The sequence below is a fragment of the Arthrobacter sp. B055-34 genome, assembly GCF_059090425.1.
Genome location: NZ_JBNHFQ010000015.1, coordinates 34,929 through 47,234 on the forward strand (window position 1 = coordinate 34,929; position 12,306 = coordinate 47,234).

Sequence of the window (12,306 nt, forward strand, 5' to 3'; positions counted from 1 at the left end):
TTTTTAGAAAGTTTTTTGAAACCGCGTAACTTTTTCTCAAGCCGGTTCGATTACTTATATGTAGAGGCCGCGCCAGAGCTTCCCCCCCAACGAGCTGTGGCGCGGCTTTCACATCTTCTGGATGAGCCCCGACCGAACGTCGGGTGCTGCATCCAGCGCGGAGCGAGTGGCACGGCTATGATAAGGGACGCCGGGCCAGTCGCTACTTAAAGGAAAAACCGTGGATGGATTGCTGACAGATGAGGATCTGTCGGCAGCTGTTTCCGGAGACGGCCGTTCCGCTGAGAAGATTTACCGCTCTTTGTCGCCCAAGGTCATGGGGTACCTGCAGGCCAGGGGCGTTGAGGACACCGAAGCCGTCGCCCAGGAAGTCTTCCTGACGGTTTTCCAGAAACTCGACAAGGTCACCGGGGGTGTTGCAGGTTTGAAGACGTTCACGTTCTCGGTAGCCCACGCCAGAGTGGTGGACGCCGCCCGCGCCCGTGCGCGCCACCCCCACCTCGCCGAGTACGACCCGGATTTCGACACCCGGACCGTCGTCTCGGCCGAACAGGTGGTGGTGGACCGCTCCGGCGGCGACGTCGTCCAACTGCTGCAGGCCCTCAACCCCGACCAGCGTGAAGTCCTGTCGCTGCGCATCGTGGCGGACCTGCCCATCGACCAGGTAGCCAGTGTCATGGGCAAGTCGGAGGGCTCGGTCAAGCAGCTCCAGCGCAGGGCACTCGCGAAACTTAAGGACATGGTCATCGGCAGCAAGGTAGGAGGGGCATCATGAACCAGCAACGTCCCGGCAGCGCGCCGGATGCGGATCTGCTCGCCGACGCGGGCGACTACCCGGAACTGCACACCCTGCTGGCCGAGCTCCGCGACCTCGGCCAGGGCCCCGCTCCTGAGCCGTCCCCGGAGCTTGCCGCCTTCTTCAAGCCCAACGTCGTCCCGCTGCGCCGCAAGCGCCGGGGCGCCATCATCGGCGTCGTCGTCGCCGCCTCCATGAGCCTGGGCGTGGGCGCCGTAGCGGCCAACGAGGAGGTCCGCGAGAACCTGTACGCCGCCGTGGACACCGCGGTGGAGCTGGTACAGCCGGATGAGCCGGACCAGCTTACTAACCAAGCTAACGACGGCGGTGCCTCCGACGGTGCGCTGCCGGCGCTTCCACCGGTGGTCGCCATGCCGGGCGGAGCTGACATCCCCGCCGGAGCCGGGCAACGCGTTGAACGTTCCGGCGGGCCGGTGAAGGCCGCTGCCAAGGAGCGCGGCAGCCAGAGCGGCAACGATGCCGGCACTGCGGCATCCGCGGCACCCGCGCCGGGTTCGGCACCGAAGGCTGCGGCCGGCAAGGGCCAGCCGGCCGGCGGCCAGGCCAATGTAAAGGCCAAGGCGGATGACAAGGCGAACAAGCCCGACCCCAAGCCCCACCAGTCCGCCGACGAGGCCGTCCAGAACGCCGCGCCGAACGCCGGGAAGGCGGAGCAGCCCGTGAAGCGGCTCGTGCGGCGTGCGGTCGAAGGTGCCCCGCTGATCAACAAGGATCAGGACAAGCAGGCGCCCGGCCAGGTCGAGGGCAAGGGCAGCGGAGCGACGGAAAAGCGATCCGGTCCGGTCGAAAAGATCGTCGAGAAGGGCGTGGACCCAACCGTGGAGCGGTTGGGCAGAACCCTGGGCAAAGCAGCGGACAGGGACTGAGCCGCAGAACCTACCAAGCCCCAGAACGCAGGCAAAAAGCCAGGCCCCGGTTTCCCGGAGCCTGGCTTTTTAGCTGGCTGCTTCGGCTCAGAACAGGATGCTCATCGCATTCCAGCCGCTGTTGCCGATGACCTGCCGCGGTGTGAACCCGCCGGTGCCGTTGCCCGGGTAGAGCAGCAACCGTCCGTCAGCGTCCCGGGCGATAACGTCCGGGTTGTTGTCGCTGTTGAGGTCACCGGGGCTGAAGATGGCGCTCATGGAGTTCCATCCCGTCCCGATTTGGATCCGCGGATCCAGCCTGCCGGTGCCGGTGCCCGGGTACATCCACAGTCGCCCGTCCGTGGTCCGTGCCACCAGGTCCGAGTTGCCGTCCCTGTCGAAGTCGCCGGGACTGTGCAGGCTGGTGATGGAGTTCCATCCGCTGGAGCCCATCAGCTCGCGCGGCTCGAAGCGGCCCGCACCGTTGCCCGGGTAGAACCAGAGCCGGCCCGAGGTGTCACGGGCAATCAGGTCCGTGTCGCCGTCGTTATCCGAATCGCCTCCGCTGAAGACCGCGTTGATCGCGTCCCAGCCGCTGGAGCCAATGAGGATCCGCGTGCCGAGACTGCCCGCGCCGTCGCCGGGGTAGAGCCAGAGCCGGCCGGAACCGACGCTGTCCTTGGCGATGATGTCCGCCTTGTCATCCCCGTCGAAGTCGCCGGGGCTGGCGATGGCGTTCATAACGTTCCAGCCGCTGGAGCCGAGCACGGTGCGCGACATCAGGTTGCCGTCGCCGTCGCTGCGGTACAGCCACAGCCGGCCGTTGCCGTCGCGCGCCACCAGGTCGGCGAAACCGTCGCCGGTGAAGTCGACGTTCTTGACCGTGGCAGGCTGGCCGGCCTCCGTGGTGAAGCTCCAGGTGGCCGAAGCCACCGGGTTGTTGAAGGCGTCCCGGATGGCCGTGGCGCCGCCTGTCACCGTTACCTCGTACCGGGTGTTGGCAGCCAGATCGGCAACCGGATCCAGGACCGCCGTCATGTTCCCGTTGGTTTGGGTCACGGTGGCTTCAACGGTTGCGTTGGTGGCGGCATTGCGCAGCACCATGGTGGTGTTGCTGACGCCGGTCACGGGTTCGCTGAAGGTCACCGTGGGATTGGCGCCGAGCAGGATTCCCGTCGCCGCATCCGCCGGGGTAGTGGCGGTGACCGTCGGGGCTACCGTCTCCACCGGCTCGACGGCGTTCGACGGATCCGAGAAGGCTCCCGTACCCACCGCGTTCACCGCGGCGACCTGGAAGCGCAATTGGCTGCCGGCCGGCAGATCGGTGACCACCATGCTCGTGGCGGTGGCTCCGGCCTCCCGGAGTGCACCCACCTGGGCATTGCCGGCGTCGATCACCATGATCTTGTAGCCGGTCACTGCGGATCCGCCGTTGCTGGCCGGAGCGCTCCAGCGCACGGTGGCCTGCTGGTCGCCGGCGGTGGCAGTGCCGATGGCCGGGGCGGCGGCCGCAACCGGAGCCGGGGTTACGGTTGCACTCGGAGCGGAGTAGGCGCCGGCGCCTGCTTCGTTGACCGCGCGGACCTGGAACCGGTACGTCGATCCGTTGGTCAGGCCGTCCACCAGCAGCGAGGTCGTTGTGGCGTCGACCCGCCGAAGCGCGCCGATCTGGGCGCCATTAGCATCCAGTACCCTGACGTCGAAACCGGTGATGGAGGAACCTGCCGGTGCAAACCAGCCAACGTTGGCCGAAGCGTTGCCGCCCGTGGCCGTCACGCCGGTCGGCGCACCCGGGACCTGCGTGTCGGCGAACACCAGGCGCTCGATGTTGCGCAGGGTGTCGGTGCCGTCACCGGTCAAGGCATCGCCGTCAGCTACATTATGCGTGACGGTGGTGACGCTGCCCGGAGCGCCCGGCTGGGCGCCGGCCGGAGTGGTGGTGATGGTGTAGTTGCTGCGGATATCGCTGAACACCGCGACGTCCGCATTGCCCGGGCTGGCGCTGTCAACGATTTCACGAACGACGACGACGTTGCCCGGATCCACCTTGCCCGCGAAGATCGCCTGCTGCAGTGTCTCCGTGCTGCCGGCCAGGTAGGTCTTGGCCAGCGCCGTTGCCGATCCGATCTCGGTGGCTGCGTTGGAGGCGTCGGTACGGACGCTGAGCCGGACCCGCAGTTCCTTGTCGCCGTCGAGAATATCGTCGGCCCCGCGTCCCTCGATGGTGTCGTTGCCGCCGCCGCCGAGGATGATGTTGCCTTCGCCCCAGACGGCCGTGCCGGAGGTTGCGCCGGCGGGCAGCAGGGCTTCCAGGCCGCGGATGCGCTTGACGCTGTCAGCGTCCAGCCAGTTGCCTCCGGAGAAGCCCTCGGCCACAGCGGTCCGGGGTACCACGCTGTCGCCGCGCAGGATGTCGTTCCTGCTGCCGCCCGAAAGTCCCTCGACTTCCGCATGGCGGTCGCGCAGGACGTCCACCGGAAGCGGAACACCCAGCAGCCTCAGCTCCAGGTCCGCATCCGCGGGCAGCTCATCGAACTCGTAGCTGGACCAGTCGAAGCCGGCCGCTCCCGCATTGCGTTCGATGCCGGGACCGGCGAGCAGAATGTCGTCTCCGCCTTCGGCGTCGTAATCATCATCGCCGTTCTGGCCGTTGATGACGTCATGGCCCGGCTTGTTTGGATCGTCGAAGAAGGGAGCGCCGGAATCACCTTGGAGCAGGTCGGCTCCGTCACCGCCTTCAATCCAGTCATCGCCGGAGTCCGCGAACACTGTGTCCATTCCGCCGCCGGCAATGATGAAGTCATCGCCCGGGCCGCCGAAGTGCTCATTGGTGTTGGCGCCGCCGTTGAGCAGGTCCTTGCCGTCTCCACCGAGCAGGATGTCCAGACCCGGTCCGGCATCGATGGCGTCATTACCGGGGCCGCCCTTGTGGACGTCATCCCCGGCGGCGTCGGTGATGATGTCATTGCCTTCGCCGCCCAAGGCGGTGTCGGCGCCGTCGTTGCCTTCAATGCGGTCATTGCCCGGGCCGCCCCAGAACGTGTCGTTATCGACGCCGCCCCAGACCAGATCCCTGCTGTCGGTACCGTTGAAGACGCTCTGGCCGTTGATGCCGGGAGGATCGATCGAGTTCATTGTCCGGTAGCGGATGGTGCCGTCCGGCATCCGGATGAGCAGCTCGGTCTCGTTGCATTCCGACGCCGGATCATCCGCGATGTTCGTACCGGTGCCGCCCAAGTTGGCCAGCTGGAACTTGCAGTCGGCGGTGGAGAAGACGTCCGCGGTGATGGAGTGCGCGTTGGTGTTGCGCATGATCATCTCACCGAAGGAGTTGCCTTCCAGCTGCGAGAACAGGTTCATGCCTGGCGTACGCACCAGGTAGTAGAACCGGTCGCCGTTCTGCAGGTCGAGCATCTGCTTCTCGAAAACATAGTTGAAGGTTGAGCCGAGCAGGCCGCCGAACAGGTTGGTCCGTTCGGCGAGGCCGCCCATCCACAGGTCCACGGTGTCCAGGCCGGTTGGCTTGTCCGCCCAGGTTCCCGTGGCGCCCATGAAGTCGCCGGCGTCGGCCGGAATGGCTTCCGGCGCGGTGTCGAACGGCGGATCCACGATCAGCCGGGCGGCCTCCCGCTTCTCCACCAGCGTGGTCTTGGACGTGATGGTTTCGTGCGTGCCGTAGGCGGCAACGAAGTTCACCAGCGACTCGGGATGCTTGATGTTCAGCCCGAAGTCGATCCAGTTCTTGTACGGCATCAGTTGGCTGTCGTTGGTCTTGGCGTGCAGCTCCTTGCGCAGGTTGTTCAACGAAGGCAGGCCGGTTTCCCGGGCCCGGGCCATGTTGATGGCGGCGAGGTCCAGCGGCAGGCCCAGCAGGTTGCTGCGCAGCGTGTCGGTCACGAACTCGTCGAGCTCGTTGCCCACCTGGTTGGACATGCCCATGGCGATGCTGCCGGCCGCGGACTTGGAGTCCAGGACGCCGGCGGAACCGCCGTCGGTGTAGGCCACCGGGTTCAGGAACCCGTTCAGCAGCGGCGTATCGTTCGACGAGCCGTCCTCGTTGGTGCGCGAGATGGTGTCGGTGAGCATCGAGTGGCCGAACCGGTACACGGCGTGGGCGAACTCGGCGCTGATCGCGGAGTTCACGTCGTCGTGGTAGCCGGAGAACGGTTCGATCAGCGGCTGGACCTTGCGGGCGAATTCCTCGAAGGCCAGGTGCTGGTATTCCATCTCGGTGATGAACCGTGCAGCCTGGAAGAGGCGCTCCCCGTTCCAGCCTGCCGCACCGGCGGCGAGCTGCCATTCCTTCAGGGCAGCATCGCCCCGGGCATTGCCGGTGTCTTCGGTGAGGACCTTCTGGATGTCATCCACCAGGCGGTTGTGCTCGGAGTGGAAGATCTGGTGGATGGAGGTCAGGCCGATGTTCTCGTTGACGCGGCCGTCGCCGGCGACGAAGTGCCGGTCCAGCATCTCGTTGTCGTAGGTCCCGGCGGTCTGGCGCGCGGTGGGCGGAGTGATGGCAGTGTCTTCGTCCGGGATCAGTCCGGGAGCGGGGACGGCGTTGTGCGCGATGTCCTCGACGAAGGCCTCGCTGACCCGGTCCACGTTTTCGGGCGCAGGCACGGGGGCTGCAAGGTTGCCTTCCACGAGTCCGGTCGCCGTCACATACTGCGGGAGGCCGTTGGGACCCGGAACGAACTTGCCATACGGATCAGTGAGAACCACCGGGATTTTCAGTGCATCGGCGTCGACCAGCTTCAGGCCGAGCAGCTCGGCAGCCTGCTTCTTCAGCAGCTGCCAGGTGCCCATGCCGCCGTCGGCCGAGGTCAGCAGCTCACCGGTGGAGACTGGCTTGCCGGCGGTGTTCTTCGCATACGTGCGCAGGAAAACCTGGTGTGACGGGTGGGAAGCGTAGGTCTGGGACTGGTCCACGTAGGGATTGGTCCGGTTGGTGGCTTCCTGGATGTCGTCGTCGGTGCCCATCTGGCCGTCGGGGCCGGGCTGGTTGGTTGCCCGGGTCACCGCCATGAAGCGCAGGTGCGGCGGCAGGTCATCGGCCGTGTTCAGCTTTCCGTCGCGTCCGGGGATCAGCGGATCGTCGTCCTTCAACGGGACATAGACCGTGCCGCCGGACTTGCTGACCAGGTCGAGGCCGTGGTCGAAGAACTGTCCGAAGAGCGTGAACAGGCCGTTGTAGGGCGGCGAGAGTCCGACGTCGGTGGTGACATTCGGGATGAACAGTGTTTCCCCTGATGGAACACAGCCCTCGGGAACGCCCGCCGTCGTCGGTGTTGGATCCGTGGTGCAGGGGACAACGCCGTCGGTGGTCTGGCTGCGCAACGGAAAGCCCGCCGCCTTGACGGCTGCGGGGTTGGTGGACGTTTGGTCCACGATCAGGTTGCTGATGACTCGCGGCTGCGAGTCCCAAACGTCCTTCTTGGAGGCGTACCCGGGGTCGGCCGTGGCGGCGACCCTCGTCGACGTGCTGTCTTCGGCCAGCCGGAAGTCCGGCGTAGTGAGCCGCGGGAACTTCTCCTGCGCGGCGCCGAAGTTTTCGCGGTCCTCCTGCAGGTTGTTGCAGGAACCGTCCACCGTGCGCAGTCCGTAGGAGACCAGCGGGCCCGGCACCTGGTTGGGGCCGTCGCCGAGCAGTGCTCCGCAGGGGCCCGTGGCGGACGTCGTGTTGGCCACATGGGCCTCGGAAATCTTGATCTGCTTGAGGATAAACGCCAGATCCGCTGGCGTAACGGTAAATCCCTGGCCCACCACCCCAGCGTGGGCCGGACCTGCAAGGGCCGGAAGGCCCAGCGACGTGGTTAGTACAAGAGCGAGCATGCCGGCGACGCCGCGGCGCCGGTATCCAGTTTGTTTTGCGGCCGGTTGCCCGGCACCAGCTTCACGGGAGGAAGCTTTGCGCCCCCGCGCATCCTCCCGCTTATTCCCCATAACCCTGTGAGTGAACATCTAAGACCCCTCGGTCTCGATTAGCGGCTCATCAGTCGACGCGGACTTCATCGATTGTTAATGGGCCGGAGTTAATCGTCGAGGCAGGACCTTGGTAAAAACCTAGAGATGGGGGGTCTGCGGGATCCCCTAAACAAGGGGATGGGTACGTTTTGGGCTGGATTGTAGGGAAAAGCAGAGGGAGCAAACGGTTGCCGTAGGCACCGCTCGCCCCCTCCAGATGGGTTAATCAGGCTGTCAGCTGGCGTTTCGAGGAGATGACTCCGGTATCGAAACCGGCCAGGTGCAGGCCGCCATGGAAGCGTGCATGCTCGATCTTGACGCAGCGGTCCATGACCACATTGAGCCCGGCTGCCTCGGCCTTGGCCGCGACTTCCTCGTGCCAGGAGCCGAGCTGGAGCCAGATGGTCTTCGCGCCCACGGCGATGGACTCATCCAGCACGCCGGGGAGGTCATCGTGCTTGCGGAAAACCTCCACCAGGTCCGGGACCTCGGGCAGGTCCGCCAGCGAGGCGTAGACCGGCTGGCCCAGGATCTCCTTGGCGACCGGGTTCACAAAGTAGACCTTGTACTTGCTCGAGGAGAGCAGGTACGTGGCCACGAAGTAGCTGGCCCGGCTCGGCTTGTCCGAGGCACCGACAATGGCGATGGTCTTGGTGTTGCGCAGGATGTTCAGGCGCTCCGCTGCGGACGGCCCTACCCACTTGCGCTCTGGCGCGGATACGCTCACTTGGCAGCTCCTTCTTCGGCTTCGACGAGATCCTCGACCGACTCGACCACTCGCGTGCCCGGTTCGGTATGTGCGCTGCGGGCCGCCGGAACGGTGCAGGATTCACCGGCATAGGACGGCGACGCGAACTCCGACGTGTCGAAGACGTCGTCTTCATGGTCGCGGCTGGGGCCGTGCTCGGCGCCGGCATGTTGGGACTCGGCCAGGGCCTGGTCCAGATCCCACAGGATGTCCTCGACGTCTTCGAGACCCACGGAAATGCGGATCAGGTCCTCGGGCACGCCGGCGGCCAGCAGCTGTTCGCCGGTCAGCTGCTGGTGCGTGGTCGAGCCCGGGTGCAGGACCAGGGTCCGCGCGTCGCCGATATTGGCAAGGTGGGAGGCCAGCTGCAGGGACTCGATGAACTTCTGTCCGGCAACGCGGCCGCCCTTGACCCCGAAGGAGAACACCGATCCAACGCCCTGCGGGAGGTACTTCCGGCCGCGCTCGTGGTGCGGGTGCGAGGGCAGGCCAGCATAGTTGACCCAGGAGACGCGCTCGTCCGCCTCGAGCCATTCGGCGACCTTGCGGGCGTTCTTCAGGTGCTCGTCCATCCGCTGCGGCAGCGTCTCCACGCCCTGCAGCAGCTGGAACGCGGACTGCGCCGACAGCGACGGCCCGATGTCGCGCAGCTGCTCCGAGCGGAGCTTGGTCAGGAAGCCGTACTCGCCGAAGTTGCCCCACCAGGAGACATTGCCGTACGAGGGCACCGGCTCCGTCATCGTCGGGAACTTGCCGTTGCCCCAGTTGAAAAGACCGCTTTCGACGACGACGCCGCCCAGCGTGGTGCCGTGGCCGCCCAGGAACTTGGTGGCCGAGTGGATGACGATGTCGGCGCCGTGCTCGATCGGACGGATCAGGTACGGCGTGCTCAAGGTGGCGTCGACGATCAGGGGGATCCCGGCGTCGTGCGCTACTTTGGCCAGGCCCTCGAGATCGGCAATGTCGCCGGACGGGTTGGCGACGATCTCCGTGTAGACGGCCTTCGTGTTCTCCTGAACCGCTGCGGCGAAATCCGCCGGATCATTGCTGTCGATGAACGTGGTCTCCACACCGAAGCGGCGCAGCGTGACGTCGAGCTGGGTGATCGTCCCGCCGTAGAGCTTGGACGAGGCCACAATGTGGTCCCCGGCTCCGGTCAGCGCGGCGAAGGTGATGAATTCGGCGGCCATGCCGGAGGAGGTAGCGACGGCGCCGATGCCGCCTTCGAGCGAGGCGATCCGCTCCTCGAATGCGGCCACCGTGGGGTTGCCGATCCGCGAGTAGATGTTGCCGTACTTCTGCAGCGCGAAGAGGTTGGCGGCGTCGTCGGTGTCCTTGAAGACGAAGGACGTGGACTGGTAGATCGGTACGGCGCGGGCACCGTGCTCGGCATCGGGAGTTCCACCCGCATGCAGGGCACGGGTGCGGAAGCCGAATGTGCGTTCAGCCATTAAAGAGTGGCTCCTTCGAAGTTGGTTTCGGGCAGCAGGTCCGTGTTCAGCTCGGTACCGTTCTTGCGGGCCAGGTCTGCCTCGAGTTCGCGGACGATCGGCAGGACGTTGCGGCCAAAGGCCTCGACCTCTTCCTGGAAATGCAGGTAGCAGGTCAGCATCAGGTTCACGCCGATCTTCTTGAACTCCACGATACGTTGGGCAATCTGCTCCGGCGTACCTATAAGTCCTGTCTTGAAGCCGTCGTTGTACTGGACCAGGTCCTCGTAGCTCGAATCGGCCCACATGCCCTTGCCGTCCTTGGTGGAAGCACCGGCTTCCTGGACTGCGGCGCGGAAACCTTCGACGGCGGGGCGGTGTGCCTTCTCCACGATTTCGCGCAGGGTGTCCTTGGCCTCGGTTTCGGTGTCGCGGGCGATGACGAAGCCGTTCAGCCCGAACTTCGGGGTGCGGCCGACGGCGGCTGCGGCGGCCGTGACGCCGGAGATGTTGTCCTCGAAGCCCGCCAGGTCCTTGCCGTTGGAGAAGTACCAGTCGGCGGTGCGGCCGGCGGCGGCCTGGGCGGCGGTGGAGTTGCCGCCGAAGAAGATCTCCGGGTGCGCCCGGCCCGGGACGTCCAGCGGCGCCGGGTTCAGGGTGAAGTTGTTGATGTTGTAGTACTTGCCGGCCTGCGAGTACTCCTGCTCGGTCCACAGGCCGCGCAGCACCCGGATGAACTCCTCGGTGCGGACGTAGCGCTCGTCATGCTCGAGCCACTCCAGGCCGAAGTTCACGAACTCGTCCTTGAGCCAGCCGGAGACAACGTTGACGGCAGCGCGGCCGCCGGAGAGGTGGTCCGCCGTGATGATGAACTTGGCCAGCACGCCGGGATGCCACATGCCCGGGTGGACAGCGGAGATGACCTTGAGCTTTTCGGTGGCGCCGAGCAGGGCCAGCGAGAAGCTGGTGGCCTCGTGCTGCTTGTCCGCGCCGTAGCTGGCGGCGTAGCGGGTCTGGGTCAGGGCGTACTCGAAGCCCGAGTTCTCGGCGATCCGGGCCAGCTTCTTGTTGTAGTCGAAGTCCCAGCTGGTGCGCTGTTCAATGGTGGAAACCACCAGGCCGCCGGAAACGTTCGGGACCCAATAGGCGAATTTCAGCGGGGTTTCGAGATCAGCGATCTGGCTGACCGAGGTGTTGGTGCTCATGGCGAATTCCTTCAAAGTCTGCGCCGCGGCGCGATGTGCGGGAATCCCGGGCAATGACGATCCGTCGGGCGCCAGGCCGGACAGCCTTGCGCCATCCGGATCAAAGATTGCTTGCGCTCTCTCCATCGCTTCTGGCGGTAGCACCTCTCCGGTGGAGTCCGGATGGTTGCTGCGGCGTCAATGAGCCAGATCTCTCGGCCGCTCGGGATGGTCCCGACTATTCTCGCAAGTGTTACCGGCGGCGACCAAGAATATTTAGCCGCATTGCGTTCTCCCGGGAGTTTGCCGAGTGCGCGGGATATCAACAATGTTTTCCACAACTGCGACGAGACTCTGGCCGTGGGACTGCATATCTGGACATCCTCTTGACTATGCAGAACGTGGATCCCATCGCAGAGTATGTGGCACGGTACGGGGGTACGCTCAAAGCCGCGGACTTGGCCAAGGCGGGCTTCGGGTCTTACCGCATCAAGGCAGCCATCGCGCATGGGGACATCGTTGCGCTGAGGAGGGGACTCGTTGGAACGCCAAATGCTGACCCGGTTCTCCGGACTGCGCTGATGCCGGGCGGGTTGCTCACTTGTGTCTCAGCTGCCAAAGAGCTCGGCTTATGGACCATTAAGGATCCGGGCCAAGTGCATGTGTGGACACACAACGGCCGGCACACCGGCCCCTTCGTCAAGCACCGCGGGCAGCTGTTGGGCGAGCGAGGCCCGGGCAATTACGTCTCAGTCCTCGACTGCGTCCTTCATGCCATTCGTTGCCGTCCCCGGCTGGAAGCACTGGTGATTGCAGAGTCGGCAGTGCGACGGAAAGCAGTATCCCGGGATCAACTGTTGGAACTCTTGCCAGGTAGGCGGAACGGTGTCCGGAGGGAAGTGGTTAGCAGCATTGGGGACGATGCCGATTCACCGCTTGAAGTCATTGCCCGGGATCTGTTCCGCACGGCAGGACTTCACGTAGAAACTCAGGTGCAGGTTCGAGGCGTTGGACGCGTGGACATGATTGTCGAGCGATGCCTCATCGTCGAACTGGACGGCTTCGACTTTCACTGGGACCGCGTTTCCTTTCGCAAAGACCGGAAGCGAAACAACGCCGCGGTCCTGAGCGGTTATCCGTCTTTGCGCTATCTGTTCGAGGACCTGGTATTCACGCCGGAGAAAGTCGTGGCCGAGGTGCAAGCGGCAGTTCGTCGAGTGGCCTGAGCCGAGTGATGCGCGAACGATGGATGCTCGAGCCCAAGTTCAAGCGTAACGGTCCATGTTTTGGAACCTGCTCAAGCTGTGACTAGGCATGA

Annotated in this window: 7 protein-coding genes and 1 riboswitch; of the genes, 3 read left to right on the forward strand and 4 right to left on the reverse strand. The window is 65.2% G+C overall.

Translation table 11 applies throughout. The annotated features are described in order from the left end of the window. Nucleotides 1–220 precede the first annotated feature (220 nt). Complete coding sequence (locus AC5RWO_RS20465) at nucleotides 221–775, forward strand: RNA polymerase sigma factor (RefSeq protein WP_498733637.1); 555 nt, start codon at nucleotides 221–223, stop codon at nucleotides 773–775. Beyond that, complete coding sequence (locus AC5RWO_RS20470) at nucleotides 772–1,683, forward strand: hypothetical protein (RefSeq protein WP_498733639.1); 912 nt, start codon at nucleotides 772–774, stop codon at nucleotides 1,681–1,683. The genes AC5RWO_RS20465 and AC5RWO_RS20470 overlap by 4 nt, the downstream gene beginning before the upstream one ends. An 87-nt stretch (nucleotides 1,684–1,770) precedes the next feature. Here AC5RWO_RS20470 and AC5RWO_RS20475 read toward each other — a convergent pair whose 3' ends face one another. From AC5RWO_RS20475 to sfnG, 4 genes are all read right to left on the reverse strand, one after another. Then, nucleotides 1,771–7,494, reverse strand: coding sequence for a peroxidase family protein (locus tag AC5RWO_RS20475; RefSeq protein WP_498733641.1), 5,724 nt, complete (start codon nucleotides 7,492–7,494; stop codon nucleotides 1,771–1,773). A gap of 358 nt (nucleotides 7,495–7,852) precedes the next feature. Continuing rightward, nucleotides 7,853–8,353: a CoA-binding protein gene (locus AC5RWO_RS20480; RefSeq protein ID WP_498733642.1), complete on the reverse strand. Its 501-nt coding sequence runs from the start codon at nucleotides 8,351–8,353 to the stop codon at nucleotides 7,853–7,855. Further along, complete coding sequence (locus AC5RWO_RS20485; RefSeq protein ID WP_498733643.1) at nucleotides 8,350–9,825, reverse strand: O-acetylhomoserine aminocarboxypropyltransferase/cysteine synthase family protein; 1,476 nt, start codon at nucleotides 9,823–9,825, stop codon at nucleotides 8,350–8,352. The genes AC5RWO_RS20480 and AC5RWO_RS20485 overlap by 4 nt, the downstream gene beginning before the upstream one ends. Beyond that, nucleotides 9,825–11,009 carry a dimethylsulfone monooxygenase SfnG gene (gene sfnG, locus AC5RWO_RS20490; protein ID WP_498733645.1) on the reverse strand — a complete coding sequence of 395 codons (1,185 nt, stop codon included), beginning with the start codon at nucleotides 11,007–11,009 and terminating at the stop codon, nucleotides 9,825–9,827. The genes AC5RWO_RS20485 and sfnG overlap by 1 nt, the downstream gene beginning before the upstream one ends. A gap of 119 nt (nucleotides 11,010–11,128) precedes the next feature. Next, nucleotides 11,129–11,223, reverse strand: a riboswitch (SAM riboswitch). Nucleotides 11,224–11,887: 664 nt separating this feature from the next. Here sfnG and AC5RWO_RS20495 point away from each other — a divergent pair. Further along, a complete protein-coding gene (locus tag AC5RWO_RS20495; RefSeq protein WP_498733648.1) occupies nucleotides 11,888–12,214 on the forward strand; it encodes a DUF559 domain-containing protein in 327 nt (108 codons plus the stop codon). Nucleotides 12,215–12,306 lie beyond the last annotated feature (92 nt).

Bases quoted from the DNA above. Each gene is read 5' to 3' on its own strand.
- AC5RWO_RS20475 (WP_498733641.1), bottom strand. From the start codon at position 7,494: ATGCTCGCTCTTGTACTAACCACGTCGCTGGGCCTTCCGGCCCTTGCA.
- sfnG (WP_498733645.1), bottom strand. From the start codon at position 11,009: ATGAGCACCAACACCTCGGTCAGCCAGATCGCTGATCTCGAAACCCCG.
- AC5RWO_RS20470 (WP_498733639.1), top strand. From the start codon at position 772: ATGAACCAGCAACGTCCCGGCAGCGCGCCGGATGCGGATCTGCTCGCC.
- AC5RWO_RS20485 (WP_498733643.1), bottom strand. From the start codon at position 9,825: ATGGCTGAACGCACATTCGGCTTCCGCACCCGTGCCCTGCATGCGGGT.